25 protein-coding genes and 4 pseudogenes are annotated in these 26,132 nt (G+C 57.7%); 9 read left to right on the forward strand and 20 right to left on the reverse strand.

Features of this window, described 5'->3' with window-relative positions:
- Window positions 1–584: 584 nt before the first annotated feature.
- The 4 genes from NDI76_RS19925 to NDI76_RS19940 form a co-directional block, all read right to left on the reverse strand.
- Window positions 585–1,457: a DUF8173 domain-containing protein gene (locus tag NDI76_RS19925; RefSeq protein WP_310925931.1), complete on the reverse strand. Its 873-nt coding sequence runs from the start codon at window positions 1,455–1,457 to the stop codon at window positions 585–587.
- Complete coding sequence (locus tag NDI76_RS19930) at window positions 1,454–2,761, reverse strand: MFS transporter (RefSeq protein ID WP_310925932.1); 1,308 nt, start codon at window positions 2,759–2,761, stop codon at window positions 1,454–1,456. The genes NDI76_RS19925 and NDI76_RS19930 overlap by 4 nt, the downstream gene beginning before the upstream one ends.
- Before the next feature lie 322 nt (window positions 2,762–3,083).
- The gene (locus NDI76_RS19935) at window positions 3,084–3,941 is read right to left on the reverse strand and encodes a hypothetical protein (protein WP_310925933.1); all 858 of its coding nucleotides are present in this window, start codon (window positions 3,939–3,941) and stop codon (window positions 3,084–3,086) included.
- Entirely contained in the window at window positions 3,938–4,519 is a 582-nt protein-coding gene (locus NDI76_RS19940; RefSeq protein WP_310925934.1) for a flavodoxin domain-containing protein, read from the reverse strand. Before NDI76_RS19940 ends, NDI76_RS19935 begins: the two co-directional genes overlap by 4 nt.
- A 700-nt stretch (window positions 4,520–5,219) precedes the next feature.
- On the opposite strand from NDI76_RS19940, the gene NDI76_RS19945 reads away from it, so the two are divergent.
- Entirely contained in the window at window positions 5,220–6,227 is a 1,008-nt protein-coding gene (locus NDI76_RS19945; protein ID WP_310925935.1) for an Acg family FMN-binding oxidoreductase, read from the forward strand.
- Window positions 6,228–6,266: 39 nt separating this feature from the next.
- Here the strand turns inward: NDI76_RS19945 and NDI76_RS19950 are convergent, their stop codons facing one another.
- Together NDI76_RS19950 and NDI76_RS19955 are read right to left on the reverse strand one after the other, a co-directional pair.
- Window positions 6,267–7,157, reverse strand: coding sequence for a type II CAAX endopeptidase family protein (locus tag NDI76_RS19950; RefSeq protein ID WP_310925936.1), 891 nt, complete (start codon window positions 7,155–7,157; stop codon window positions 6,267–6,269).
- A 306-nt stretch (window positions 7,158–7,463) separates the two neighbouring features.
- On the reverse strand, window positions 7,464–8,273 hold the full coding sequence (locus NDI76_RS19955) for a CPBP family intramembrane glutamic endopeptidase (protein ID WP_310925937.1): 810 nt from the start codon (window positions 8,271–8,273) through the stop codon (window positions 7,464–7,466).
- Window positions 8,274–8,505: 232 nt separating this feature from the next.
- On the opposite strand from NDI76_RS19955, the gene NDI76_RS19960 reads away from it, so the two are divergent.
- The 3 genes from NDI76_RS19960 (at window position 8,506) to NDI76_RS19970 (ending at window position 12,474) form a co-directional block, all read left to right on the forward strand.
- Complete coding sequence (locus NDI76_RS19960; RefSeq protein ID WP_310925938.1) at window positions 8,506–8,634, forward strand: hypothetical protein; 129 nt, start codon at window positions 8,506–8,508, stop codon at window positions 8,632–8,634.
- Window positions 8,635–9,942: 1,308 nt separating this feature from the next.
- Complete coding sequence (locus NDI76_RS19965; RefSeq protein WP_310925939.1) at window positions 9,943–11,220, forward strand: Cdc6/Cdc18 family protein; 1,278 nt, start codon at window positions 9,943–9,945, stop codon at window positions 11,218–11,220.
- 117 nt (window positions 11,221–11,337) lie between these two features.
- On the forward strand, window positions 11,338–12,474 hold the full coding sequence (locus tag NDI76_RS19970; RefSeq protein WP_310925940.1) for an AAA family ATPase: 1,137 nt from the start codon (window positions 11,338–11,340) through the stop codon (window positions 12,472–12,474).
- 278 nt (window positions 12,475–12,752) lie between these two features.
- Here the strand turns inward: NDI76_RS19970 and NDI76_RS19975 are convergent.
- Window positions 12,753–12,980 (reverse strand): annotated as a pseudogene (locus NDI76_RS19975) (DUF6788 family protein); the annotation flags it as partial.
- A 266-nt stretch (window positions 12,981–13,246) separates the two neighbouring features.
- Between NDI76_RS19975 and NDI76_RS19985 the strand changes: the two are divergent.
- Window positions 13,247–13,498 carry a TrkA C-terminal domain-containing protein gene (locus NDI76_RS19985; RefSeq protein ID WP_310926104.1) on the forward strand — a complete coding sequence of 84 codons (252 nt, stop codon included), beginning with the start codon at window positions 13,247–13,249 and terminating at the stop codon, window positions 13,496–13,498.
- Here the strand turns inward: NDI76_RS19985 and NDI76_RS19990 are convergent.
- From NDI76_RS19990 to NDI76_RS20005, 5 genes and pseudogenes are all read right to left on the reverse strand, one after another.
- Window positions 13,495–13,707 (reverse strand): hypothetical protein, encoded by a 213-nt coding sequence (locus NDI76_RS19990; protein ID WP_310925941.1) that lies wholly within the window; start codon window positions 13,705–13,707, stop codon window positions 13,495–13,497. The two genes, NDI76_RS19985 and NDI76_RS19990, sit on opposite strands and share 4 nt — an antisense overlap.
- A pseudogene (locus tag NDI76_RS19995) lies at window positions 13,704–14,444 on the reverse strand (potassium transporter TrkG); the annotation flags it as partial. The gene NDI76_RS19990 and the pseudogene NDI76_RS19995, both read right to left, overlap by 4 nt.
- A pseudogene (locus tag NDI76_RS22690) lies at window positions 14,445–14,705 on the reverse strand (amino acid permease); the annotation flags it as partial.
- Entirely contained in the window at window positions 14,702–14,935 is a 234-nt protein-coding gene (locus tag NDI76_RS20000) for a universal stress protein (RefSeq protein WP_310925943.1), read from the reverse strand. The gene NDI76_RS20000 and the pseudogene NDI76_RS22690, both read right to left, overlap by 4 nt.
- 33 nt (window positions 14,936–14,968) lie before the next feature.
- Entirely contained in the window at window positions 14,969–15,142 is a 174-nt protein-coding gene (locus tag NDI76_RS20005) for a hypothetical protein (protein ID WP_310925944.1), read from the reverse strand.
- Between the two features lie 205 nt (window positions 15,143–15,347).
- Here NDI76_RS20005 and NDI76_RS20010 point away from each other — a divergent pair, with 205 nt between their 5' ends.
- From NDI76_RS20010 to NDI76_RS20020, 3 genes are all read left to right on the forward strand, one after another.
- Window positions 15,348–16,187, forward strand: a complete 840-nt coding sequence (locus tag NDI76_RS20010; protein ID WP_310925945.1) for a universal stress protein — start codon at window positions 15,348–15,350, stop codon at window positions 16,185–16,187.
- Window positions 16,188–16,508: 321 nt separating this feature from the next.
- Entirely contained in the window at window positions 16,509–16,676 is a 168-nt protein-coding gene (locus NDI76_RS20015) for a hypothetical protein (RefSeq protein WP_310925946.1), read from the forward strand.
- Between the two features lie 30 nt (window positions 16,677–16,706).
- Entirely contained in the window at window positions 16,707–17,150 is a 444-nt protein-coding gene (locus NDI76_RS20020; protein ID WP_310925947.1) for an MFS transporter, read from the forward strand.
- Window positions 17,151–17,411: 261 nt separating this feature from the next.
- On the opposite strand, the gene NDI76_RS20025 is transcribed toward NDI76_RS20020, so the two are convergent.
- From NDI76_RS20025 to NDI76_RS20055, 8 genes and pseudogenes are all read right to left on the reverse strand, one after another.
- Window positions 17,412–17,909, reverse strand: coding sequence for a hypothetical protein (locus NDI76_RS20025; protein WP_310925948.1), 498 nt, complete (start codon window positions 17,907–17,909; stop codon window positions 17,412–17,414).
- A gap of 5 nt (window positions 17,910–17,914) precedes the next feature.
- Window positions 17,915–18,682, reverse strand: coding sequence for a methyltransferase domain-containing protein (locus tag NDI76_RS20030; protein ID WP_310925949.1), 768 nt, complete (start codon window positions 18,680–18,682; stop codon window positions 17,915–17,917).
- A 15-nt stretch (window positions 18,683–18,697) separates the two neighbouring features.
- Window positions 18,698–19,303, reverse strand: coding sequence for an OsmC family protein (locus NDI76_RS20035; protein ID WP_310925950.1), 606 nt, complete (start codon window positions 19,301–19,303; stop codon window positions 18,698–18,700).
- A gap of 2 nt (window positions 19,304–19,305) precedes the next feature.
- Window positions 19,306–19,479 carry a DUF1059 domain-containing protein gene (locus NDI76_RS20040; protein WP_310925951.1) on the reverse strand — a complete coding sequence of 58 codons (174 nt, stop codon included), beginning with the start codon at window positions 19,477–19,479 and terminating at the stop codon, window positions 19,306–19,308.
- A gap of 259 nt (window positions 19,480–19,738) precedes the next feature.
- Window positions 19,739–20,821: a class I SAM-dependent methyltransferase gene (locus NDI76_RS20045; protein WP_310925952.1), complete on the reverse strand. Its 1,083-nt coding sequence runs from the start codon at window positions 20,819–20,821 to the stop codon at window positions 19,739–19,741.
- A 9-nt stretch (window positions 20,822–20,830) separates the two neighbouring features.
- On the reverse strand, window positions 20,831–21,004 hold the full coding sequence (locus tag NDI76_RS22695) for a DUF1059 domain-containing protein (RefSeq protein ID WP_425498391.1): 174 nt from the start codon (window positions 21,002–21,004) through the stop codon (window positions 20,831–20,833).
- Between the two features lie 276 nt (window positions 21,005–21,280).
- Window positions 21,281–22,087 carry a helix-turn-helix transcriptional regulator gene (locus NDI76_RS20050; protein WP_310925953.1) on the reverse strand — a complete coding sequence of 269 codons (807 nt, stop codon included), beginning with the start codon at window positions 22,085–22,087 and terminating at the stop codon, window positions 21,281–21,283.
- A gap of 250 nt (window positions 22,088–22,337) precedes the next feature.
- Window positions 22,338–23,233, reverse strand: a pseudogene (locus NDI76_RS20055) (DNA-binding protein).
- Window positions 23,234–24,492: 1,259 nt separating this feature from the next.
- Here NDI76_RS20055 and NDI76_RS20060 point away from each other — a divergent pair.
- Window positions 24,493–25,974, forward strand: a complete 1,482-nt coding sequence (locus tag NDI76_RS20060; RefSeq protein ID WP_310925954.1) for a PKD domain-containing protein — start codon at window positions 24,493–24,495, stop codon at window positions 25,972–25,974.
- Window positions 25,975–26,132 lie beyond the last annotated feature (158 nt).

Raw genomic sequence — 26,132 nt, forward strand, 5'->3', positions numbered from 1 at the left:
GGATTCCCACCGCGTAACAACCCTTGTCAGTTACCCACGACTAAAGTCGTGGGCTTGGATCTCGTCGGACCAGACGAGAGGGGCAATTTAATTGTTCGTGTTCCTCGTCCTCAAGCCGAGGGAGGGGGTTCCTGCCTCGTTTCGGAGTCGTCAGTCCCGAACTTCGAGGGTCGACTGACAGGCGGCCCCTTCCAAGAGAGAACCCCCCGTGGTCAGTAGGGGAGCAACGGTATTGACGCTCTTTTGCCCTCATGGAAGTGTTCTCACTTCGGACAGAGAACAACTTAATTGTATTGTCGGGCTTCCTCCCACGGCTACAGCCGTGGGCTTCCGCCCTTGAATCTATGTGAGCGTTGACCCGGCCCCGCTGATCGCCCACACGCTCCACAGCGACCACGAGATAGTGTACGTGAGGGCGGTGTACCCGAGGAATGTCGCTCGGGGCGACCAGTCTGCGACAGCGATGGCGTATGATCGTGGCGGCATTCAGTCACACTCGATAGTTTGTGGCGCGACCTCCGCGCGCCGGGACTATAGTAGTGCATGGGCTCGGGCGCTCAGGTCATAGAGTGGTGTGTGCATGCTCAGGTTCCTCCCGAGATGGTGACGGGCTCGAACCGCTGAAGACCGAAGTACGTGTTCAGGACGGCGCCGAACCCGACGACTGCGACGACCAGTTGTGCGATCCCGCCGAGGTACGGTACGAATCCGAGGAGTTCGAGGACGAGCAGAAACGCAGCTATCCCGGCGAGCGTCGCGACTCCATCGCGCTCGATTGGAAGACGCGTCCCGATAAGGTACCCGAACACGGCTTGGCCGTAGAGGATGATGAGAAATTCGGCGATGAGACCGACGATCGCGACCGGGAGCAAAATGAGGGTGAACGCCATATAGACGAAGAGTACGAGGAGGGTCGTTGCGCCGAGGCTGCCGACAACGGCGTTGACGAGAGCATGCTCGGTGATAGCCGCGCCGACGTTCTCGATGACGAGCGGGTGCCGTTCGACGAGCCACCACCCGAACGCACCGAGAACGAGGAACTGCAGGAGGAATCCTACGACCCGCTGAGCGGGCGAACTCGACCGAGTTGGCGGCTCAAATTGCGATATCTGTCCGACCGAAGTATCGGAGCTGACCGTAGCAGACCCCGAATAGGTCTGGAACGTTCCGGTTACGGTCGCGCCGTCATTGACCGAGAGATTCCCGGCGAGGAGCGTCACGTCGCCGTCGACCGTCCCGTCGATGTCTGTGGTGCCACCGATCACGTAGACGTTGCCGTCGACGGTCGCGTTCTCGGGCACGGTGGTCGTTCCACCGGCGACCACGTGGACATCCGCGAGCGATTCGATGTCGTTGTCGCCCTGGAACGTCACCGACATCTCTTGGACGTCGCTGCCCCCAGCGGAGATCATGAGGAGGACGACGATGAGGAGCGGGATAGCTTCCGTCGGACTCATCCGCTCGCACCTCCGTTCTCGTAAGCGAGTTCGACCATTCGTTTAGCGTACAGCCCTACAGCGAGCCCGAACAAGAGGAGCAGAGAGAGCGCCTGCACCACGTTCAGGTGGGAGAGAAGCGTGAGGTCGACCGCTTGAAAGTACAACGCGAGCGCGGTGCTGGAGAACGTGGCGAGCCATCCGGCGACGCCGATTCCGATTGCGGAGTGGGTGCCGATCGTCTCGGGCGTCGAGAGGTCGGGCCAGAGTGCGAAGTTCAGCGTCGTGTAGAAGCTCACGGCAATCGCGTACAGAGCGGGATTCAAGGGGGAGGTCTCTTGACCGGCGATGGTCGGGAACAACGCTGCGAATCGGAGGTCGGACGTGTACATGACGTGTGTGAGCGCGAACAGTGCGAACGTCCACAGGAAGACGCGCGAAAGCGAGTAGTTCGCGTAGATGACGCCGGCCATCACTGCACCGATGACGTGTGCAACGGCGATGAACAGCCGCGTCGAGAGATCGGGCGATTGCCAGGAACTCAGGAGGAGCGAGGGGGTGTCGATGATCCGGAGGAATCCGAGGCTGTCGATGAAGAACACACCGAACATCAAGACGACCGGGACGGCGAACGCGAGACTCCGCGTTTGAATCGGGTCCCCATAACAGAACCGCCCAGTGCCGTACGTCTCGTGTTGCGTCCCGAGAGTGTCGAGTATCGCTTCGAGGCGGTTGAAGCTGGTGAACGAGAGGACGCCGAGCACGAGGAGGCCCGGTGCCATCGCGGCGACCATTAACTGGCTGAAGACGTCGACAGACCAAGAGAGCGGAATCGCGTTTGCCAGAAAGTACGCAATCGCCGTGATCCCCGCGGCGACGTACCCGCGGTCCGGCACGGGAACGAGGTCAATTGCGAGCGAGAACGAGACGGGAAATCCGACGCCGAGCCCTATCGATGCGAGGATGATCCACCCCCCGAACACGGGAACGGTTCGAATCATGGGGGCGACGAGTGTGAGCGCGAACTGGACGCAGACGACGCCAAATAGGAGTCGGAGCTTCGTTCGGAGGTTCGTGCTCCACCCGCGTCGGTCCATCGTTGTTCCCGTCGCGACTGCGACGACGAGCGTCACGAGCGCCAGCGCCGCCATCCACATCGAGACGGCAGTCTCGGACATCCCAACGAGGCGCGTGCCGAGGTCGATGAGCCCCAACTGCACGAACGTGATGTTGTAGTAGTACCCGGCGACCATCAGCGCGACGAAGAGACCGTACCCGGCCACTGTCATCCACCGACGCTCCCGAACGTGCGTGCTCAACTCCATTTAAGTCGTCTCGGCTGTTCGTGAACGCGAACGACCATTAAACGCGGTGTTGTAAGCAGTTGAACCCACCGTCATCGCGTTGCTTCGGTATACAATCACCGCCGCCGGCTTGAACGCTCTTCCGCTGTCAGCCCCTCCTCAACAGCTTCGACGAAACCACACTGAGAATCCGCTCGTATCAACGATCGTAGTATCATGCCCAACGATAGTACCCGACAGTGCCCGGACGACCGGACACTAATTGTCGTTGATCGAAACGGCATACGAGGTCAATATACCGCCTTGTGGTGTGAGCGATCTCAGTACTCCTCGCTTAGTCTGTTCATAGTTCAGTTCCGGCATGCGTCTGGGTTCTGGACGACCTGCGGGTGATTGCGCGAATGAATCGAATCGTGAGTCCGAGACCGATGAGACTCAGGACGCCAAACAGCACGATCTGAGGGAGAGGGACGGATTGACCGCTCTGGAGCATGAATGCGATCATGGCGAGCACCGCGAGACCGAGGGTAGTGCCTTTCACGAGGAGGACGGCGGTGAAAACGTAACCCCACGCTCGCCGCTTCCAGAGGAAGACCGCCGAAAGGGCGAACGACGGGACGACGATACCGAGGTCCAGTGATTGGATAACCGGTACAGGAAGCGTCGTTTCGGCGATACTGGGGGGTCTCGTTCCGGCGAGACTCGCCGGGCCAACCTCTGCGAGCCACATCAGCGCTACGAGTACGGCGACAAACGCTTGGAAAGCGACGTATCCACGGATGGGATGACCGTCAAGTGCTTCCTTCAGGTCTGTCGGGTCGATACGAGCGACCCCACCGATGAGCGTGAACAACGTCAGTGCGAACAGTGCGACGTAGACGAGGTAAAGCTCGTTGAACGCCGTGAGCAACGCGTACGAGGCGTACGTGTAGAGGAGGTAGCCGGTGACACCGAGCCAGACGATGTAGCCGCGGATCGACCCCCGATATGCGTAATAGAGGGCGCCGGCGAGTACGGGAACGGCGGCGATGAGCGTCAGCAGATCCTGCCCGTACAACTGCGGGAGGAGGACTTCGGCGTCCCGGTAGAACTCCGGAACGAACAGCCCGACGACCGTCGCGAGAACCGTGAGAAGGAGGGTAATCGTCGACAAAACCAGGTACGGCCGAGTGAGGCGTCGAGGTGATCGCACCGCGGTCATTCCGGCGAGTCCTCCGGAGGGTCCGGCACGACGCCGAGACGGCCTTCGACAAACGAGGCGACATCCGCTGCGAACGCATCGACCGCGTCCCAGTCCGTGAACTCAATGTCGCCCGTCGGGTTCCGATCCTCGGCGAGGAGGTCCTTCGCGATTCGCTTCATCATGAGGCGTTTGAGGAACCCGTACTCGGAGAACCGAAGCGCGCCACCGAACTGTCCGATTCGATCCGGATGCCACCCGGTCTCAGTGAGGAACGACTCAACGTACCCTGCGGCTTCTTCGCGTTTCTCCTCGTTCGCCGAGGAGAGCGAAATCTGGAAGAACGCGGTCGGCATCTCGGACAGGGCCTCGCGATTGTCGGTGACGAAGTCACGAACCTCGTCTTGGTGTTTACCCACGTGGATCGACGCACCCACGATGACGGCGTCGTACCCTTCCAAAGTGAACGATTCTGGTCGGTCGCGCACGTCAAGAACGCTCGCCTCGTGGCCGTGCTCTCCGATAGTCGCGGCGATCCGATCTGCGATCTTCGCCGTTTGGCCTTCTCCCGTCGCGTAGGTTACCAGAAAGGAACTCATCTGTTCTCTAACCTCAGCAAGGACGTTCAGCACGGTACTCAATAAAGACTGGTCGGACCCAATCCCGTTCGAGTCGTGGCGTGCTGGAGGTATCGGGTGGCACGGAAAACACCGTGTTCGCAATCGGCGCTCAGGCGGGAAAGCACTCGTCATCAACCGTCCGGATTTCGTCGTACCGGACATCGCTCAGCCGCAGAGAAGCGATGCGAACGATTTTGTGACCCTCGTTCGACGTCTCCAAGCGAGGGCCATGTCTCGAATGCCTGCTTCGATTCCGTCCCTTGCATGTTCGATGCTGACAGCGGGCCGTACGTCTCTCAGACCGAACCCGGACAGTTACACGACCGCGACCATCCGGAACGCGACGGTTCACAGAGGGACCGCCGCTGACGGATACATCGGGGTTGGACGCGGAAACTACCCCTGGCCGGAGCGCTAACAGCGATGGTATCTCACCACGCACTGTCGGGAGCTATCGACCGCCACCCCAGTCATCGTCCGCGACGCCGGTCACACCGTCAACCTCGAACGACCAGCGGCCTACACCGACATCGTCCGCGAGTTCGTTACAACACTGTGTCAAGACGACGACGGTTTGTTTCGCGAAGTGTTCTGAAGCGCCAATCCGACGGTTAACAATTCCCGTACCCGTTCGAGACTGACCGCCGCGAATTATGACCTCTGGCGACGATCGTCTTGTATGCCATCAGCAGACCTTACGCGGTCGGTCTGGCAGGTCGAGGCCGACGACTTCCCGTCGGACGGCACTATCGAAGACCAGGCAACGTTCTTGCTCCGGTACGCCATCCTGGCCCCGTCGAGTCACAACTCGCAACCGTGGTCGTTCCGCGTGACTGGAAACGCGATCAGCATTACTGCCGACGAGTCCCGCTGGCTCGACGCTGCCGACCCGGACAAGCGGGAGCTTTACATCAGCGTCGGCTGCGCTGTCGAGAACTGCTGTATCGCTGCCGAGCATTTTGGCTTCGACCCGCAGGTCGAGTACCACGATCCCGAATCCGCCGACCTCGCCGTTACCCTGATGCTGGGGGAACGCGACCTCAAAGACCCGAGGCCAGCTGAGCTGTTCGACGCGCTTACGACCCGTGTCACGAGCCACGAAGTGTTCGAGGACCGCCCCCTCGCAGCGGACACCCAAGAGCGACTGTCGAGCGTCGTTCGAGAGGCTGGCGTCACCCTTCACCTCGTCGGAGACCCAGACACACGGGACGCAATCGGCGAATTGCAGGCTGACGCCGACCGACGCCAGATGAACGACCCCGAGTATCGGAAGGAACTGGGACACTGGATCGGCCTCGGTGCACTCGGCAGTTCTTGGCTCGCGGCCCGTATTGGCCAAACTGTCATCACTCACCTCGACATCGGCGACCGGGAAGCGGCAAAGAACTCGAAACTGATCCAGAGCGCGCCGGTGGTGGCCGTCCTGACGACGGCCGCTGACGACCCGCCCGCTCAGGTCAGGACTGGGCTAGCCTTCGAGCGGGTAGGGCTGCTTGCCAGCACCGAAGGCGTTGCCGTCCATCCGATGAGTCAGACGCTTGAGCGGTCCGAGACTCGGGAACGACTCAGGCGCCTCCTCCCGGATGGAGCAGGTCGTCCACAGCACCTCTTCCGACTGGGACACACCGATGAAGAGACCAATCACACCCCTCGCTGGCCGCTCGAGACGTTTCTCTCCGAGGCGTGAGACGTGGGTGAAGAAGTAGGAGGGCAAAGACGGATACTGTCACTCACGATTGTCTATCCGGGATGGCGTCATGCCTTCCTCAGCAGCGTGGTTTCCCGGCGCAGGTGTCGTGTAGTCCAGTCCACCCTCCGGAAGCGGGTTCGGGGATAGCCGGTCAGTATCGTACCGCCAAACCAGAATTGCCACGACCGTCCAGACGACGGCGAGCAGCGCGACCTGTGATGCCACCTCGCCGCCGATGACGCCGCCAGCGGTCGTCACCGAGACGGCATTCGAGAGCGTGTGGAAGACGACGGCGACGAGCACGCGACCGCCGGCCGCGTTGTAGAGCCACGTCGTAATGATGCTGATTCCGACGACCGCGGCGGCGTACAGCGCGAAGGGCGTTCCCGCTTGCGAACTCCCGGGCATCAGGAACAGCGGAACGTGCCAGAGCGCCCAGATGACACCGATGACGATGCTCGCCTGGAACGCACCGATCCGCCGCTGGAGGACCGGCAGGGCGAGACCGCGCCAGCCCGGTTCCTCTAGGCCCCCCCTGATGAGTGTCGCGAACGCGACTGCCGGGATTGCCGCTGCTGGCAGGACGCCGGCACGGTCGAACCCGCCACCGGCCCCGACGAACACAACGAGCGCACCGACGTAGAGTACCACTGGCATCAGCACCGCGGCGACCCAGACGCGCGGAGGTGCCCCTATGTCGATGAGGTTCCTGAACCACGAGCGACTGTCCCCACCAGCAGCAGCGACGACGATAGCTGCGAGGAAGGGACCGAACCCCCCGAGCAAGATGAGTGGCGTCACGAACGACGAGCGCCCGGCCCGAAGGTCGACAGCGACGATCCCCCACGGTATCCACGTCAGAGCAAACGTGAGAAGAACAAACGTAGCGAAGCGATAGCGGCGGACGAAAAAGCGTAGAGACTTCATAGCCAGATCACAGGGGTCTGTTCGAACCGGAATCATATAATGTCAGATGGCTGCTCTCGCTAGACAGGAACGAGATTCCGGAGTCTTTCTCGGCGGTTCTCCAGAGAAATTCGCGAGGCGGTGTACGCCGAGAACGACTGAGAAGTACGACGAGAATCGCGAGTGTCGTTAGGCCGACCCTTCCAGCAACGGCTGTCTTGGAACGAGAGCGGTTGTAGTTTGTCCAATTCGAGAGCGTCGATCTAGACCAGTTTCGAGCCGGTGAAATCCGAGTGCCCTCGCATCAGAACTCCGTAGAGCGCTCTCTCAGACCACCGCGACTTGGACGAGCGAGAGCGCGACGAGGGGGACGTGAAAAGAGGCGTGAGCCACCATCGCGGCCTCGAGGCTCCGTCGCCAGTAGAGCCATCCAAAGAGGATTCCTGCGACCGTGTTCAGGAGAACCGTCCGCGCGATCAGTGCTGGGGTGAGATCGACCGATTGAGCGAGTGCGGGGAGGTGACCTAAGCCGAATAGGATGGCGGAGACCAGGATTGCAACCCACATGACAACCGGTCGTGGGCCGTCAATCCGACGGCCGGTGGCGCGCCACCCGACGAACGCGAGCACGGACATGAGTCCAAACCGGAGCATGAGTTCTTCGGTGATCCCTCCATAGAGAAATCGAACGGGCGCGTACGCGATGACATCCAAAACGGTCGGTCTGGTTGCTCCGATCACGGACTGTGGCAGGTCCTGTGCGACGAACGGAGCCATCACTGCGTCGAGGGCGACGACCAAGACTCCCCCGAGGATGCCGATTCCGACGGCGAGTCTGACCTCCCCACGGAGGCGGCGCCAGATGCCGTCGCCAGTTCCAGCCCGACCGATGACGTACGACTGCAGTCCTACTCGGGGCGCCGCGTACGCACCGAGCAGACATGCGACGACGAGGAGCAGCAGCGGATTAACAGCTGAGAGGAGGGCGAGAAGCGGAAGCGACAGTCCAGCGGGGACGGCGGTCAGCGGTGTCGTGAGGTAGATGTAGCCGACGAGCGCTACGATTCCGGGTACGCCTAGCAGCAAGGCTAGACCGAACCGCTGGACGAACGAGGTCCCGTTCTCGGGGGAGGACATGGACGGGTCGACTCCCGATGCCGAGAAAGAGGTTGTGGAACTGCCTCCTTCCGTTGTCATTTCCCCTCTAATCGTTGGCCGGGGGTTGGCGTAGTTGCTGCATCTGCCTCGGCCTCGTACCCGAGTTGACCGCCCGTGGCGACGAGCAGCACGGCCACAACCACCCAGGTGACATCCTCCCCGCCGTTCACGGCGGGGCTTCCCGTACCGCAGTTGGGATATTTGCTGGTCTATGACACGATTTATCGAGTACGTGGCCGTCAACGACGAGAAATTCTCGTGGGACCGCGTCGTCCTCGCCCACAAAGAGGTCGGAGCCTCCGATATCTCGTACTACGAGACCCAGATCGTCAGTTGTTGAGAGTGTGTTGTTACCACTCGTCTGAGGTCGGATCAAGATGCGATAGAAAACCGCTGAGATTCGGGAAAGCGAACTTGGCTGTCTTCATCGAGGTTGACGAGAATTAACCAACACTACGGAAAAAAATAAGCAGCCTGTTGGTTACGGTGGAATCTGATTATAGGGGTGAGAGGACAGTTTGAGCCGCGATCCACACACCCCTCGTCCAGAGTGAAAACCAACTAGGGATGTGGGGCAAGCTCCACAAGAAATGGAGGTTCACCCGAAGGGGAGCTAAATAGAATAGTCGGAAGACGACCTAAGATGCAGAGACACGGAAAGAATAGCACAGCAATCACGACCAGCGGTTTGAAATCGCCTGGACGAATACCATCTTCGTCCTTCTTTTTGTACTGAATGCACTTGGCGAATAGTTCAGAACATGTAGTAATAAATCCTGTGCAAAATATGCCAAAATTGATGAATTTAGGAACTTGGCGCTTCTGTGCGGATCGGCTTACGGGACTATCTCTCTATACCTCGTGATTTCGGTGTTATCTCCCCGACTTGTCCAGTGGTTTCTCTCTGTTAGTCCGCGATACTCTCAATGCGTTTCACTCTGGACGAGGGGTGTGTGGGGTTCCGTTCTATCATCTGTGTATTGTGAGTAATTAGAATAACAATCGATATTCTGGCGAGTTCGCAGCCAAAGAGATACCCTTAGAGAAGGTGAACCAACTGAATTCCGCCTGCCCAGAACCGTCAGCTCGGAATCGGAATTTTAATTCCGTCAGATCCGATTCCAACTTGCTTTTGCTGGTGATCTCGCCAGTTCTATAGGGACTCTTCTGCTTTCGTTATTCACTCTTGACTAGGGGTGCTAACTAACTCTCGTCAACGTCTCTCAATGTTTCAGACGGGATCTCAGTCGTCCCAATGTTTTCACTCTTGACGAGGGGTGTCTGCCGTACGTCAGACATCCCTTTTATATCATGTAACGTAGACACAACTGATTACTAGGTTCAGGATTACACTCGGGACGAGGGGTGGGGCCTCGACCATTCACTTTGCTCACTGGATGATGCGCTATTCACTCTTGACGGGGGGTGTGGCAAACCCGTCCGATCTCGACGTTTTCACTCTGGATTAGGGGTGCTGAGTTGAGCTGTTGACCGTCATCCAGAATGCGATTTCATTCGGGACTGACCCGGCCCCCTGTGAGATCTATACGGTAGAGATAACACATCAGGAGACGACTATAGCCCGATTTACACTCTGGTCGGGGTAGCCAAATCATTAAGTGGGTTCCTTGCGCGATGTCTAATATTGATGGCTGAGGAACCGTCCCAACTCTCTGACTTCGACGGACAATATGAGGACCCCGCCGATGATCCTCTGTTTAATTTTGATGAAGACGACCCCAACCGAGTCAATATTTTCGCCCGGAAGGAACTGCTGAAAGTAGGCCACGTTCCTGAAAGTGGACGTATCGTCGGCCGAGATGGTGAGATTAAGGCTGTTGCTGCTGAACTGAGACCGATCGTTCGTGGCGATCCACCTAACAATGTGATTATTTACGGAAAAACAGGGACGGGGAAATCACTGGTTGCTCGCCACGTTACCGAACGAGCCCGCCGAGCTGCGGAGTCGAACGGTGTCTCTGTCGGTACGGTTTACGTCGACTGCGCGCAGCACAATACGCAGACGCGTGTTGCTAGGACAGTAACGCGTTCACTCAACGAGACGGACAAAACTGACTTCGATATTCCGCGCGCAGGAATTGGGAGTGGTGAATACTACGATTATCTTTGGGAGATTCTGGATACTGCCTACGAGTCAGTTATCATCATTCTTGACGAAGTAGATCGACTCGATAACGATGATATACTCATGCAGTTATCGCGTGCTCGCGAATCGGGGAAAGCGGACTGCCACTTGGGGGTCATTGCAGTCAGCAACAAGATAGAGTACCGAAACCAGCTGAACGAGCGTGTCAAGTCCAGCCTTCGCGAAGAGGAGTTCGTCTTCCAACCCTATGATGCGAACCAACTGCGCGAAATTATGAAGCACCGTCGAGACGCGTTCCACGATGGCGTCCTCTCCGATGATGTGATTCCGCTAACGGCGGCATTAGCCGCTCAGGAACATGGTGACGCGAGGAAAGCCATCGAGATTCTCCGTCACGCTGGCGAACTTGCCGAGCGAGAAAACGTCGATACGGTTCTTGAGGAGCACGTTCGCGATGCCCAGGAGTGGGCTGAAATCGATCGGTTCGAGGAACTGCTACGAGGGTCCACGACCCAGGTCAAATTCATTCTCTATTCTCTCGCACTACTCACTGAAGACAATCCGAACGAGGATGGGTTTTCGACCAACCGGATTTACGAACGCTATCAGGCGACGACAGAGAAAGTAGATGCGAAGACCCTCAGCGAGCACCGTGTCTATGAACTGTTAAAAGAGCAGGCATTCCTCGGTGTCGTTGAATCAACCCGAACTGGCGGTGGTCGGGGTGAAGGCAGTTATTTGGAGCATCGACTGGTTCAGGATACCGGGATTGTGCTGAAATCTGTGCTTCGAGACAGCCGGCTAGAAGACTTAGCATAGGTCTCGGCTCAACCCCTTCTCCCACCCCTAGTCACGAGTGTATCCCTCGATACGTTGAATATGTGAGATTGGTATCTCCCCTTCTCGTTCACTAGTTTGAATCAACTTGACCCTTAATTGAAGGTCATCTTATCATCTTCCCGCCACTGCCGCTTTCTCTATGGCGTTACCGGCGTCGGAAAGACAGCTGCGACCCACGATCTGCTAGAGGAACTGCAGGAATCCGCCGAAGAGTACGACGACGTCGATCTCAACGTTATCGAACTCAACTGTACCGGCTGCACCACGTCCTATCAGGTAGCGGTCAACCTCGCGAATGAGATCCGCTCTCCTTCTCATCCTCTCACTACGGTTTCGTCGATGCGAGAACCCATGAGCGAAACCGGGTATCAACAAAAACGCATCTTCAACGAACTCTACCACGACCTTGAGTCGATTGGTGGGACTATTCTCGTGGTTCTGGACGAAATCGATAACATCGGCTCAGATGACGATATTCTGTACGAGCTTCCACGAGCACGCTCACAATTGGATCTCGATGTGAAAATCGGTGTGGTCGGCATCTCGAACGACTTCAAGTTCCGAGAAAACCTCTCTCCGAAAGTCAAGGACACTTTCTGCGAAGAGGAGATCTTGTTTCCTCCGTACGACGCGAATGAACTGCAGAATATTCTCAACCAACGAGCCGATATCGCGCTCTACGATGATGTCCTTGAGACCGATGTAATCCCGTTGTGCGCAGCATTCTCTGCACAGGACTCAGGGTCTGCTCGGCAGGCGCTACGATTACTCCGAAAAGCAGCTGATATCGCCGAGAACGATTCGATAGCGGGTGGAGAGGCGAAAATCACCGAAGATCACGTCCGGGAGGCCAAACATCAGATCCAACGACAACAGGTCGTCGAAGGAATGCATTCGCTGACCCGACAAGGGCAGTATGTGTTGCTGACTGTCTGCCAGCTAGCAGCAGAGGGGGAAACACCCGAACGAACGAAACTAATCTATGAGCGGTATCAAGCAGTTCTTCGAAATCACGGCAGTGAACCGCTGAAACGCAGGCGGGTACACGATCACTTGTCGGATTTGAGCCTCCACGGGATCCTACGGTTGGTCGATTCATCGAGTGGACGCGGGAACTACAACGAGTACGAGCTTGATGTCTCTCTGTCGTCGGCCCTCGACGCACTCGAGAGCGAACTCGGAGACCTCAACGATATTCGTGAAACTGCCAAGCGGCATCGGGTTCTGGAGTGACTAAACACCGGCAACACCAGTACTGCCAATACCCTCTCCGGTGTTGCCAGTAACCACGCCACCGTCAGTGCCAGTTTCTCCAGTACCCTCTCCACTGTTGCCAGTAATCTCTAAATGACTTCTATGCGACTTGATTCTCAGTTACCCTTGTTGCCAGTAATATCCAACGTGCTACTGTACTCCGTTTTTACTGGCAATAGTGGTGTGTCTGACAGAACATCAAAAAGTTGAGTAAAGATTAATCCATTATCGGCGATCCGCTCCCGATATGAATTATATCACCAGGAAGAATATATTGAACTCTTATATTTTGACTTGATAAGATTTCCCTCACGCCACTGCCAGTAGTAGTAGCGATTGTCGTTAATTTCTTTTATTGTGATCGTCGCCTTTGCAGGGACGCCATCCGGAAGATCATCGAGTCGTTCTTCGACCTCGTCTCTATTCGACTCTTCTTTGAGGCGATCCACGCTTCGATAGTACTGTGCATCTCGTCGTCGGGACGGCGGATATCGACAAAAGAGAGCGCCTCGCAAAACAGATTGCCGAGGTACCCGGCGTCGTCAACGTCCGGCAATTCATGTGCGGAACCGGAAATATCCACGTGACGACCGTGGGCGAAGACGCACAGGAACTCTCCCGAGTTACTCGTGACGTATCCGAGATAGATCTCGAAGTCGAGGACGAACACCTCCTCCAACACGAAGAACATCGCCCTTACCACGCCTTCGGACCGGAAGGACGGCGCGAAGGTCAGTCAATCACCGACTTCATGTCGCTCTCCGGCGGGGGAGAGGTGGTGGAAGTGAGCGTCGCGCCCGGAGCGAAGATAGACGGGATGACGCTCAGAGAAGCAAACGAACGCGGACTCATCGCCTCGGAGGTACTCGTCGTCTCTGTGGAACGCGACGAGAGGGTCCTCACACCGAAGGGAAACACCGAAATCCGCGCTGACGACCTCGTGACACTCTTCGCACGCGGCGGTCTATTGGAGGCGGCGGTCGGCGCATTCAGCGGCGATTAAGCACTCTCGTATTTGCTCGCTTTGTAGAGTATGTACCCGACGAAGACGGTGAGATAGCCTGCAGCGATTGCCATTGTAACTTGCGTTCGATCGACGAGGGCGAGGACGCAGAGAAGAAGTGGCCCTGTGAGTAGCAATCCGTCGAACACGTAGTCGTCGGCACCCGATTCGAAGACCGGACCGAGAATCGGCAGGTCTTCGACGCTCATCTGTAAGCACCTCCTCGCTCGAAGAGCGCTCTCAGGAGGACGAGGACGGGAATGATCTCCAGCCGTCCGATCCACATGTTGAATAGGAACATCACCTTCGCCGCCGTCGGCATCGACGGTCCGGTGATACCGGAGGATAGCCCTACGTTCCCTTGTGCGGAGGCGACTTCGAACACAACGTTCTCCAGAGTGAACTCTCCCGTCGGGAGGACGGTAAGGAGAACGAAGATACCGACGGTGAGGAAGACAACCCAGAGGAACGCGATGATGGCCGCCTCCTTGAACTCGCGGGTCGCCTCCGATTCTGAGAGGTTCCGGTCGTTAATGTTGAAGTACCGGACCGCTGCGTCTGGATAGAATGCGTCGCTAATTCTGAAGGCAGTCCCCTTCACCAGCGTCAACGCCCGGATGAGTTTGATACCGCCGACGGTGGACCCGGCGGCCGCACCGACGACCATGCCGAGCGAGACGGTCAACTGCGCCTCCGGCGACCATCTTGTTCCGAGCGACCCGGCTGTCTGGAACCCCGTACACGATGCGGCCGAGACGAACTGGAAAAGACCGTACCGGACCGCCTCGAACAGCGATTCGTACGTTCCGTTAAATAATAGTATCGCCACCAACAGGAGGGTTCCGAGTCCGAAGTATCCGAACACCCACCGCGTCTGCAAGTCCGTATAGAGGTTCTTCAAGTCCCCTCGGAGCATCAGGTAGTGGACCGGGAACGCGATACTCCCGAAGAACGGGCCGAGTGCTCGGTTCACGTAGTAGTAGGACCCGCCCGCCTTCGGCATCCCCGTGGCGAGTTCAGACAACGAAAGCGCCGCAAGTAACGAGACAAGACCGCCGATAGCGAACGACACCATACTCGCGGGTCCGGCGTTCTTTGCAGCGATACTCGGCAACACGAAGATGCCCGCACCGATCATCGTTCCCAATCCGATGATGTAGGCTTCGAGGAAGCCGAGGTCCCGGGCGAGTTCCTGTTCCCCACTCATTCGCCCTCACCTCGTCGAGGAAGCGCGACGACCGGACGGTCTGACTTCGTCGTGAGTTTGTGCTCAACGTCACCGCTGAGGCGGCGGGCGAGAATCCCGCTACCACGTGGGACGAACACGATGGACGTCGCGTCTATCTCCTTCGCGACGTCAAGTATTGACTCGGCGATGTCAGTTCCGAACGCGATGCGGGTTTCGATGTCGAAGCCTTCTGCTTCGAGTGTCGGCACGATAGACTGGAACACTTTTTCGGCGTACTCCCGTCACTGTTCGACCGACGCTTTGTCGGGTGCGCCGCCCGCCTTCTCGATGACGCTGAGTACCGTGACCGTCTCCGAATCCCCCTGAAGATACGTTATCGCGGCGTTCGCAGTCGTTTCAGCGTCGTCCTCTGACGCGACCGGTACGAGTGGTCGTGCGAAGATGTCCTCGGTCATTGTGTTCGGACCCGGCGAGAGATTTTATTCGCCCTGTGACGCAGGAGAAGTCCCTCGACAGCACCACCTTATCCTTGGGTCGATATCCCCCTCTTCGTCTTCTCCATGTGGGAGCGGTTTGTGCGAACCGGAATATATCCTTCTACTACTTCTCACTCCCCCAGTAAACGTGGGATTTTATCCACATGCAAAAGTACAGGTCGATATGGAACATAGCCCGCCGGACGAACACGACTGCGTCGCCGTCGCGACAGACGGTGACGGCATCGGTCGTCCCGGCGTTCTCTGTCTCCTGAGCCGCGATAAGCTATCACAGCAGATGGAACTTCGAATAGCTGCAGGGATTGCAGACGGCGGTGCACTCGTCGTTTCAGGAGTCGATAGCGAGGAAATCGTGCGGTGGGCACACTCGGAATCGCTCTTGGCGAACGTCGAAGTCGACTCGGTCGAACGTCCGGAGTCTCTGACGGAAGGGTGGCTTACGTCAGTAGTAGACGAACGAGATCTCTCTACGATTGTTGACGCCCGGAGGAATCGCTCTCGCTTCTCGGAATCAGGGAGTATTGAGGTCGAAGCCGACTGTACTGTCGTCACGGTCGAAATTGTCGAGAGAATCAACTCCGTATCGTCGTTACTTGTACCCGTCACCGCTGGCCCTCACGTAGATGCGGTTCTCGACGTATCGAGGGCACTCGCAGAAGCGACCGACTCGTGGCTCGATTTATTCACTGCTGTCGAAGATGACGAAAATCTGCCGAGCGAGGTAGAGACACTACTGTCTCACTGCAGAGAACGCCTTGGGACATTCGAGGACTACGACGAGTGGGTGTACGAGGCACCCGATCCAGCCGAGGCTATCATTGAACAGTCTCAGTACTACGATGTTACGGTTCTCGGCGCTACACAGAAGGGGAAAATCCGAAAGTACATTTCCGGGTCGACAGCGGGCGTGGTCCGTAATTCCGCACAGAATGTCGTTCTCACCGTTAAGGCGAGCGATGTGACGGAGTCACGTTTAGAACAGTGGTTCGGAGAAGGGACTTAGAATCACCATCTACTCATTAAAGTACGGAACTACGAAAGCGACATTTCACGTCTATTCGGATACCGATTCTATCACAGCGCGTAGTCACGCAGATTCAATTACGAGGTATGCCGAGATAAGTAGTGACCCAGTGCTGAGCAATTCGATTAGCCCACATTGAATCTGAGCCCATGGCCGAGACGCGCTCTGTGTTCAGCACGGCCTCGACGAACTGTCATCGGTAGAGAGTTTCAATAGGGCCACCGTGAGGGGTGTCCGCCGTTCAATGGTCGGCGTACCACCGTGACAGGGAATTTATCCCACCTCTTGAACCATCAGTGTATGGGAGATGACCTGAACCTGAGCCGGGCATTTGGCAAGTGCATAGTGTATCTCTTCACCTCACTGCTCGTCGCCATCGTCATTGTGTTCTTCCTCGGAGATTTCTCAAAAACTATTCTTTCTAGCGGTGCCTGTACAGGAGTATTGTCAGGCTACCTGCTCCTCTAACGTGTCTCGATGTGACCGGATAGTCGTACAGTGACGCTCGCCGACCGCATCGGTCGCCGTCCTCCGGTCGTCGCAGGGATGTTTCTCACTGGTGCGAGTGTTTTCGGGATAATACTCGTCGAAGGGTGCCTCCGTGGGCCGTGCTCTCGGGTGTGTCTGGTCTCGGGGATGGCGTTACTGTACCCGAATCTGATGATACTTCCAGTCGACGCGGCACATCCAATGTGGCGTGCGACTGGCATGGGCGTCTACCGGATGTGGCGTGACTCCAGGTACGGCGTTGGTGCAATCCGGATCGGGCTCTCAATGGAGTTCGTGAACGCCGAAGCCGCATTCTACATGACTGCAATCCTCATGTTCGTCTCTGGAACGATCGTGTATCTCTGGATGGAAGAGACGCATCCCGACTTCGGGACACACGACCCGCCTGCTCCTGCGACGGAGCAACCGGACAAGACGGTTCCGCACGACTAGTTCTACCGCTACAAGTCAACACGACTTCCTTTAATTACGGGTCGTTCTTTCTATCGCCCGGATTATTGATAACCTCGGAGTAATTGGTACTGATAGCTTCTAATCCCCAGTATACGATACCGGCGATCCCACCGAAGGCAAACAAGTAGATGACAACCCGAAGTAGGTATTCGAGAAATGTGATATCTTGGACGACGCCACCGTGTAAAACGACGACGGAGAGTGAGTTTATCGGTGCCTCGGCTGGGATGCGGACCACAGCTACGTCGTGTTCAAGCCACGATAGACCATGACGACGCCGATCACGAAGACGACCGTCGCCAGATAGATCGGGCCAAGATGAGTCACCCAATCGTGGGTGAACGCATCTGCCGTGTAGTGCATCGGGAGCGCGAGCGCGAGGCCGACGACGGCGGCGACAACCGTGGTCGCCCACGCCCACCGAAGCCGCTGACGCACACCGTACCACGACAGGGCTGTGATCGCGATCCCCGTCGAGATGATGAACGCGGCAGTGGCAATATGGAGGTGACTGATGTAGTACGCCACCGTCGGATTCAGGTCGGCTTTCGTCATTCCGTCGAGCGTACTGACCCCGAGTTCGAATCCGTTCCCCACAAAGTTCAACACGAGGAATACGACCCCGTAGCCGATGAATGCGACGCCCGCGAGCGTCATCAGCAGTGACCCATTCCGGAGCGATGCCTCAAGTTCGGTCTGTTCTTGCCGTTCGTCTGCGATGGTTTGTTCGGTTGCCATAGTAATTACGTGTGGGCGCCGAGCGAGATGCTCTTCACGCCGTACTTCTGGCAGGCATTTGCCGCCTGCTCCGAGATGAACTCGTACTGGGTGTTGTCTCGGACGTCATCCACCTCGAATCCGATTTCTTCGATGAGTGCCGTATAGCGGTCGACCTGTTCGGCACCGCCGATGCAGGCCGCCCAGAGGTCCTCGTTGTTCTTGATGCTCTCGGGCATCAGTTTCTCGCTGATGATGTCCGAGATGGCGAGCCGCCCTCCAACGGTGAGGACGCGATTCGCCTCCGTGAACACCCGCCGTTTGTCCGGCGTGAGGTTGATGACTCCGTTCGAGAGAACGACGTCGAACGTCCCGTCATCGAAGGGGACGTCCTCAATGTATCCCTGTTCGAAGGAGACGTTCTCCATCCCCGCTTCGTCGCGCAGCTGTCGCGCCTTCGCGAGCTGCTCATCGGTCATGTCCAATCCAGTCACGCTCCCGGTGTCGCCGACGTGTAACGCCGCGATGAAGACGTCCGTACCCGACCCGCTGCCGAGGTCAAGGACGTCGTCCCTCTCTTCGAGGGCGGCGAAATCGAAGTGGTATCCGACGCCGGCGAATGACTCCAGTGCTTCCTCGGGGATCGTATCGAGATCTTGGTCTCGGTAGCCAAGCCGTTCCGCTAGGGGACGGCCCATCTCGAAGTGATACTCCTCAGTCGGCTCCTCCGCGACATCCCGATAGATGCTTTCAACGGCCCGTTCGAGGCGGTCGACGTCGAGTGATTCTGACATATGTCGTCACCTCGATTAGTCGTCGGCCGTTACTTCGGCCGGGGTGTTCACCGTGAGCTGGACGTCTTGGTTAAGCGAGACGAGCGTGTAGACGGGCGCTCGCCGCGCCCACTCGTCGACTTGGTCCTTATCGAGGTTCGGGCTCTCGATTTCGACTTCAACGGTCAGGTTCTCGAAGACGGCGTCGGCATCTCCGAGATCCTTGAGGCTGAAGAGAACGCGCGGGTCGAACTCGGTTCGGACGTCGGTCTGGAGATACTCGATGTCGACGCCGCTCGCGACGGCGTTGATGGTGATGCCGACGTTGATACACGAGGCCAGCGCAGAGAGCGCTGCCTCAACCGGTTCCAGCCGGTCGGTTCCACCGACCCAGCCGCCCGCGTCCAACACTTCCTTCCACGCGCCGTAGGGAATGGTGTACTCCCGGGTTTCGCGTGCAATCGTCTCGCCGCCGAGTGTGTAGCTGTCTACCTTCGCGAGGCTGTGCGCGCACGTCCCTTCGTAGGTGGACCGGGCACCGAGCCCGAGCTGTACCTCGTCGGGATTGTCGGCAGCGTACTCGGCGAATCCTTCGAGTTTTTCGAGGTCCACTCCGTGGGAGACCTGCTGGTCAGCCGCCATCGTTATACGACCTGCAGATGTTCGGAGCGGAGTTCGTCGTCAGTGTAGCCTTTCCCGTGCACTTCGTTCATGTGGGCCTTAGCTAGTTCAATCGCTTCCGTTTCGTTCTCTGACTGGATGATGAACCGGCAATCGGCCGCTGCTGTTTCGCAGTCAAGTTTGTGTGCTTGTGCCATGGTAGTTCAGTTGCCTTTCGGCGGGAAACGGTACGACGTCAAAGGTTAGGTAGCTAACTCGTGACACGCCGGCGGCTGTTGACGCCCGTGCAGACGCTGGAAGGTGGTCACCAGCTGCACGTTGCATCCGACAAAATCGCTCTATCATCACTATCGACGAAATTCGGGAGGAACAAAACGGGTTAGACACATGACACGTCAGTGTCGTGTGTTTATCTCAAACAATACTGCTCGAAGTACACGAGCTCTCGCGTGGATATCACGGCCTCGCTTCGAAGACTAGGCTGGTTGGTGTCTCGGCCGCCCGACGGAAGCACGTGAATCCACCCGCAGTCGCAACTTCGCGGGTCTGTTCCTCGCCCGCTTGTGCGCCGAGCCCGTAGCCCACCTCTTGACTGAGCGAGTTCGGCGTACAGGCTACAGTCGAAATCGAGTACGCGAGGCGGCCAAACGGGGTGAGGTTGTCTTCGACCCGGTCCTTGGCGTAGGGTTCGACGATCATCCACGCACCGTCATCGGCGAGCGTCTCTCGGACGTGGGTCGACACACCCACGGGATCACCCATATCGTGGAAGCAGTTGAACATCGTGACGAGGTCGTAGTCGATACCCCTGTACTCTCGTGCGGTCGCCACCTCGAAGTCGACGCGGTCGCCGACACCCGCTGTTTCCGCCCGCTCACGCGCCACCGCTATCGATGACTCGTGGTAATCGATGCCGATGACCGTCGAGTCGGGATACGCTTCGGCTATGCGGATCGTCGGCGCGCCGTGGCCACAACCCACGTCGGCGACGCGTCCGCCCGCTTTCAGCGTCTCGTCTATCCCGTTAAGTGCCTCGATCCAAGAGACCAGGTTTGCCCCGTAGGATGGCCCGAAGAAGCGTTCGGTGCCGTGGAACACATCTTCGTCGTGTTCGTGCCAGCCGATGCCCTCGCCCGTCCGAAACGCCTCTCGGAGTTCGGGTTCGATCTTCGCTGCCGACGCGACCAATTGGAACGCGCCCGGCATGAATACCGGGCTCTCCTTGTTGGCTAAGATGTGCGCCTGCTCGGGGGAAAGACCGTAGCGGTCGGTCTCGGGATCGTAGGTCACGTATCCGCCGGCAGCCTGCGCGCGCAGCCATTCGCGGACGTAGCGTTCTGCGGTATCCGTTTGCTCGGCCAATTCGGCGGAGGTGAGCGGCCCGGCCTCATCCAGTGCCGCATAGAGCCCGAGATCGTCGCCGATAATCGCCAGCGAGGCATGGACTGTCGCACCGAGGTCGACGAGCGACGTTTCCACGAGTTTGGTCAGTTTCTGTTCGTCGATCGGGTCCGCTTTCGCTCCAGATTCTGTTGCCATTGGCTGTCACTATACAGTCTGTAGGTGCTCGGATCGAAGTTCGTCGTCTGTGTAGTCCTTCCCGTGGACGTCGTGCATATGATTTTTTGCTAATTCGACGGCTTCTGCTTCGTTTTCGGACTGGATGATGAATCGGCAATCGGCTGCAGCCGCTTCACAGTCGAGTTTGTGTGCTTGTACCATGATGGTTCAGTTGCCTTCCGGCAGGATCGATACGGGTTCGAGCGTTAGGTAGCTAACTCGTGGCACACCGGCGCTCGCTGCCGGCGTGTCCACCTTGTGACGATCCGGCAGCGACTGACGCCCGTGCAGATGATGCTTAGCCGTCACTGATTGGAAACAGAGCCTCTCGGATGGGGCGGTTCGCGTTCTCGTTTTCTTCTCAAACAAGTGGCAGTGATACGATGATATTGTGGGACCGACTGGGTGTGCTCGATCATCTTCGATACGGCCGTCTCATCAATCCACGACCGTCTCGAGGGGGACGGTCGGAGTCCGGCGACGGTAGAACTCGTACTGCGACTCTGCCCACTCGTGAGCGTCCTCCGAGTCGGTGTCGAGCAATACACGGACCGTGACGCTGTCTGGGTCGTGGCCGCAGATCGCGATTCGATGGTCAAAAATCCCGATTCCGTACGGCGGGAGATTGTCGTGTAACCAGACGGTGAGATTGCCGCTCGCCAAGGTCTCAGCAGACAGGTCCGGGTAGGTTGACCGGATGTACCTAGCGACGCCCGGTGGGTCGATAATCTCCGTTTCCATGCCATCGATGACTCGCTGGCAGAACTCATCCCGACACGGTTCGAGGAGCGCGATATCGGACCCGACAAAACGGAATCGGTCGGTGTCCTCAAGGAGTGTGAGGAACCGGTTGACGGGGGCGTACGGGTTATCGGATTCGGCGACCGTGACGACCGCATCGGCGCATATCTCGATCGTGAACCCGCTCTCCTCGTTCGGGAGCCACTGCCAGACATCCCGAACCGTCCGCTCGATTTCGACCCGTTCGATCAGTTCCGCAATGGCGGATGCAATGTACGCACCGAGCGGTGTTGCCTCGTACTGGTACTTGTTCCTACGGATCCAGTTACGGTCGTCGAACTCGCTTAGTGTCCGTCGGATTGTCGACGACGAGACGCCAGTCATTTCCCAGAGTTCGGATCGGCTACGGGGACGGACAGTCAGCGCGACAAGCGTCGGGGCACGGTGCTCGGACCGTGCGAGGTACGCGATGTCGTCGATTGGTGATCCCGTGGTCGACCCCATGCGATAAGTACACACGGTTCACTAATAACCATTCCTCTGCTGCGAACCAGTGTTGGACATCGCGCTGTGGCCTCCTTAGCGCCAATATACGTTCTTCAAGGTCTACCGGTATTGAGAGCGCCGAACGTACAGCTCCCCCGAACGGTTGTGGCTGCGCGCGCAGCGACCGAAGGGAGCGAGCACGGAGCAGAGGGTGGGGCGGTGGGGTCTGGGCGGTCCGGCACGTAGCAAAAAAGAAGGGGATGACCGGCTACTCCCACCACCGACCGCGCTCAGGGAAGTACACGGTGCTCCCCCCGTCAAGGCCACGGAGACGCGCCCATTGTACCAGTTCTTCGCCGCTCCGTGAATCCGTACACGTTCGCCTTCATCGATCCATGGCTGATTCGATTTCTCCCAGACAGTCAGCTTCGTTTTCCCACTGTCATCCTCGATGAGTCCGACTTGCTGAATGGCCGGCGGGTCGCTCTCCCACAGCTGGGTCACAGTTCCGTCGATGCTCACCTCTTTGCGATTCACGTCCTTGAGCTTCCCGATGGGAACCACCTGTCCCGGCGCAGTTTGCAACTCCTCAAATACCCCGACGACCGCACCCATCAGGTCTTTCCCACCGACAACGGCTTCACCCAGCCGCCGCCCAATCGCCGCTCGCGACCAGCCATCTAGCTTCTCTGCCAACCGCATCGACTGCGTGTTCACTGCCGCTAACTGTTCCTGCGAAAGTTCTGCACGAGGATCGTCTCGCTCCGGGTCAGCCCACGGATCCACGCTCGCCGCCCGTTTCTGGAACTCAGCACGCCGCTCAGTGTTCTGCTTCGCAGCGACCTCTCGCGTCCGCTTCTCTCGACCGTCTTGCGTTCCCAACTCGGCTTTGGCGCTGATACGCTCCAGCTCTGCCTCCCGCGCTCGAATGCGCTCTTCTTGTTCGAGAGTCGCCCCGTAGATCCGCTCGTCACTAGTGTCGACGATCCCGTCCGGGTGGTTCGCATCCACCTTCGCCTGCGTCTCCATCTGCACCGTCGCTTGGAACTCCGGCGTCTCGTCGACGATCTCGAAGCCGTCCTCGTCCACCGCCGCTTCGTCCGCGTTCTCGAATCCCTGTTCATCGACCGAAACTACTTGACTGGTTACGTTCTTACTTGACATTGGAACTCACTGGTTCCTGAAGGCGCTCACGCGCCCGACACCGCGATGCTACTACATCGCGGTTACTTCGTACCACACTGACCGACAGATCCATCTACGCGCTCTCGCTCGCGCCTTCGCGAGCGCCCCTGGGGCGCGAGCGAGAGCGCTCAGAAGAGAAATGTTCAACCAGCACCGCGCGCCGTCTCACCGAGTACAGCGAGGTGAGGCTTGGAAGACGAACGGAGTGAGTCTTCCAGCGACCCGCCCGGAGCGAGCGTCCAGCTTTAAGCCGTTTCTCGTGTCCGGCCCGGACTGTGGGTCTGTGTCCAGGGCGACGGTCGTGAGCACAGCGAGTCGTGGTGTGACTCGCCGCGCGGAACGGCCCAAAGCGCTGGAACGCGAAAGCCCGCGAGGGGCGCAACCGAAAACGCGCTTAATGCTGGCGTCGAGACCAGATTTACTTTAGCCCGGAACGGGCGCTCGCGGTGCGGGGAGCGCCCGCACGCCCGGAATGGTCGGTCGCGAGTGACGCGGAGGGCGGAATGCGGCGAGCGGGGCGGGCCGGAGAGAAACACCAAAATAGGAGGTGTCAGTGCACCTGCCTACCGAACCTCGATCTTGTGCTGAAATTCCTATAATTTGAGAGAACGGGCCTGCTGCATACAGAGGATATATTTAGCACGATCTCTGACACTTATTCCTAAAATTCGAGTTGTAATAAGTACCGATTTTCCTTTTTTGGCATACAACACTCGTACCGATCGACTCGGGTTTCGATAGCAGATAGGTTCCAATTGGGATTCTTCACGATTTGCTGGTTTCAAAGTCTAAAGAGACCGGCGTCGCAGGAAGTCACCGACCATGGCGAACTGGGGCGACTTTTCAACGTTGATATCGACTTTGAACACCAGCATACATACTAGATTGAGATATCCACTCTCAAGATAACACGGTGACAACTCATATTCCAAGCCCCCTCTTTGGAATCACACTTACTCGAATCAGGGTTGGATCTTTGTACCCACTAAGCGAGTAGAACTCGTTGAGATCGTTTCACGCCACAGAAGTAACTACGAAATCGCCGGTGTGAGGTCATCTGATTAAAAGATAGATCAACCACACTCAAGAAAGCGTTCGACTACCAACCGGTACGAATCTACATTCATAAGACAGAAGAAACGATTTGCAAAGAATAATGTTAATTGTTTTTAGTTACAATCTATATCAGTCTGGATAGCTATCAGACGGTAGGTGAACTATCCCTGTAGATAATCTCTATGTTAGACAAACCACACAGCGGAATATTCGGGTCACAGAAATGGAACGCAGAGAGTGTCCGCTTGAGCAAGCGAGCGCTGTTGAAAGCAACAGGGGCGTTCGCTCTCGCTAGCGCAGCACTTTCAGTGCCGGTCAGTGCAGCTACTGCCATCGATGTCAGATACGGTGGGTGTAAGTCAGTCAAGATCAGCAATGTGACAGGCACCGATGTAGTTACCGTCGACATCTCGTACGTCGACGAGAACGGTGATGGTCGAGGACCGGTTCCGATTCCAGCGACCCCGTCGTCCGAAGATCCTTCTCGATATCCCCATCCAGTAGATGGACCGCTAACGGTCCGTTACCTCGAAAATCAGGATACGACGTTCGTCCGGATTGACGGCGGTCGGAACACTGCGATTCGGCAGATCACTGCGAACGATAGCGCCGGAGACACTGTCACCACGGTACAAAATCCCAAATCAGACTGTATCCAGAACAGTGCACCCACTGCGCAGTTCACAGCTTCGTCAGCTACTCCGATTCTCTACGAGGAGGTCACCTTCGACGCGTCTGAGTCTGGTGACTCGGACGGCGAAATCGTCCTCTACGAGTGGGACTTCGATAGTGATGGGACCGTAGACCACGTGAGCAGCCTCCCTAGTGACGCTGTGTACACCTACCAGAGCATCGGGATGAAAGACGTCACGCTCACCGTGATGGACGACCTTGGGGGAACGGGGAGTGTTACCAATTCGATCTCTGTCGGTCTCCCGCAGAACGGGCTACGTCTCTGGCTCAGAGCCGACGAGGGAGTCGTCGAATCGGGTGGAGATGTGTCGATGTGGCAGGATCAGAGCGGAAACCACTACGACTTCACCACCGCCGACGAGACGGAACGCCCGGCCCTGGTTTCGAACGCGGTGAACGGTCGGGCCGCATTGCGATTTGACGGAACCGGTGACCGCCTACAAAATGAGAGCACTCTCGGCATCCCGAATGACAGTGGGCGGACGTTCTTCGTCGTCTGTAAATACGATCAAGCGGTACTTGACCAAGGGAAACGCTCACCCGTTCTGATGCAAGGGCTGACTGGATCGAGCACGAACCACTACGGCTTCGAAGGGAATAGTTACCGGGAGACGGACAACAGAAACTACGTCTACCTCGTAGGGAGTAGCTATCGGACTAGTGTAGAACTTGATGCCACGTATAACGTCCACACGCTACGAACGACTACGTTTCCGGCTTGGGAAGACATAGCCAGCACCACCACGTACTATGTCAACGGGGTCGATAGCGGTTCGCTCTCTGAGATCACGTACAACCATGTGGATTTCAATGGCGACACGAGTACGCTTGGGTCGTTCGCACATCGGGCAGAGAGCGGATACAGTTCACATCACGGTGACATCGCGGAGGTTCTCGCTTACGACGAGGCGCTGAGTGATGATGAGCGTCGCGTAGTGGAGCAGTATCTCTCGGAAAAATACGGTCTCTGATCGAACCAACCGCTCAGCTATCGGAAGAGAGTACCAGTTAAGAGAAGCGGGGTTGATTCGGGCCAAAAGTCCTCTCTGCCGGATCTTCCTCTTAGAACGCCATCGGATCACTGCCAGAAGAAGAACGAACCAAAGCCGGACGTACGTTCGGTTATCTC

Origin of the sequence: Halogeometricum sp. S1BR25-6, from assembly GCF_031624495.1 — an archaeon.
GTDB lineage: Archaea > Halobacteriota > Halobacteria > Halobacteriales > Haloferacaceae > Halogeometricum > Halogeometricum salsisoli.

What these genes read in the sequence shown, in the direction of transcription:
- NDI76_RS19925 (WP_310925931.1), bottom strand. Translation starts at nt 1,457, where the DNA reads ATGAGTCCGACGGAAGCTATCCCGCTCCTCATCGTCGTCCTCCTCATG.
- NDI76_RS19930 (WP_310925932.1), bottom strand. Translation starts at nt 2,761, where the DNA reads ATGGAGTTGAGCACGCACGTTCGGGAGCGTCGGTGGATGACAGTGGCC.
- NDI76_RS19935 (WP_310925933.1), bottom strand. Translation starts at nt 3,941, where the DNA reads ATGACCGCGGTGCGATCACCTCGACGCCTCACTCGGCCGTACCTGGTT.
- NDI76_RS19940 (WP_310925934.1), bottom strand. Translation starts at nt 4,519, where the DNA reads ATGAGTTCCTTTCTGGTAACCTACGCGACGGGAGAAGGCCAAACGGCG.
- NDI76_RS19945 (WP_310925935.1), top strand. Translation starts at nt 5,220, where the DNA reads ATGCCATCAGCAGACCTTACGCGGTCGGTCTGGCAGGTCGAGGCCGAC.
- NDI76_RS19950 (WP_310925936.1), bottom strand. Translation starts at nt 7,157, where the DNA reads ATGAAGTCTCTACGCTTTTTCGTCCGCCGCTATCGCTTCGCTACGTTT.
- NDI76_RS19955 (WP_310925937.1), bottom strand. Translation starts at nt 8,273, where the DNA reads ATGTCCTCCCCCGAGAACGGGACCTCGTTCGTCCAGCGGTTCGGTCTA.
- NDI76_RS19960 (WP_310925938.1), top strand. Translation starts at nt 8,506, where the DNA reads ATGACACGATTTATCGAGTACGTGGCCGTCAACGACGAGAAATTCTCG.
- NDI76_RS19965 (WP_310925939.1), top strand. Translation starts at nt 9,943, where the DNA reads ATGGCTGAGGAACCGTCCCAACTCTCTGACTTCGACGGACAATATGAG.
- NDI76_RS19985 (WP_310926104.1), top strand. Translation starts at nt 13,247, where the DNA reads ATGTCGCTCTCCGGCGGGGGAGAGGTGGTGGAAGTGAGCGTCGCGCCC.
- NDI76_RS19990 (WP_310925941.1), bottom strand. Translation starts at nt 13,707, where the DNA reads ATGAGCGTCGAAGACCTGCCGATTCTCGGTCCGGTCTTCGAATCGGGT.
- NDI76_RS20005 (WP_310925944.1), bottom strand. Translation starts at nt 15,142, where the DNA reads ATGACCGAGGACATCTTCGCACGACCACTCGTACCGGTCGCGTCAGAG.
- NDI76_RS20010 (WP_310925945.1), top strand. Translation starts at nt 15,348, where the DNA reads ATGGAACATAGCCCGCCGGACGAACACGACTGCGTCGCCGTCGCGACA.
- NDI76_RS20015 (WP_310925946.1), top strand. Translation starts at nt 16,509, where the DNA reads ATGGGAGATGACCTGAACCTGAGCCGGGCATTTGGCAAGTGCATAGTG.
- NDI76_RS20025 (WP_310925948.1), bottom strand. Translation starts at nt 17,909, where the DNA reads ATGGCAACCGAACAAACCATCGCAGACGAACGGCAAGAACAGACCGAA.
- NDI76_RS20030 (WP_310925949.1), bottom strand. Translation starts at nt 18,682, where the DNA reads ATGTCAGAATCACTCGACGTCGACCGCCTCGAACGGGCCGTTGAAAGC.
- NDI76_RS20035 (WP_310925950.1), bottom strand. Translation starts at nt 19,303, where the DNA reads ATGGCGGCTGACCAGCAGGTCTCCCACGGAGTGGACCTCGAAAAACTC.
- NDI76_RS20040 (WP_310925951.1), bottom strand. Translation starts at nt 19,479, where the DNA reads ATGGCACAAGCACACAAACTTGACTGCGAAACAGCAGCGGCCGATTGC.
- NDI76_RS20045 (WP_310925952.1), bottom strand. Translation starts at nt 20,821, where the DNA reads ATGGCAACAGAATCTGGAGCGAAAGCGGACCCGATCGACGAACAGAAA.
- NDI76_RS22695 (WP_425498391.1), bottom strand. Translation starts at nt 21,004, where the DNA reads ATGGTACAAGCACACAAACTCGACTGTGAAGCGGCTGCAGCCGATTGC.
- NDI76_RS20050 (WP_310925953.1), bottom strand. Translation starts at nt 22,087, where the DNA reads ATGGGGTCGACCACGGGATCACCAATCGACGACATCGCGTACCTCGCA.
- NDI76_RS20060 (WP_310925954.1), top strand. Translation starts at nt 24,493, where the DNA reads ATGTTAGACAAACCACACAGCGGAATATTCGGGTCACAGAAATGGAAC.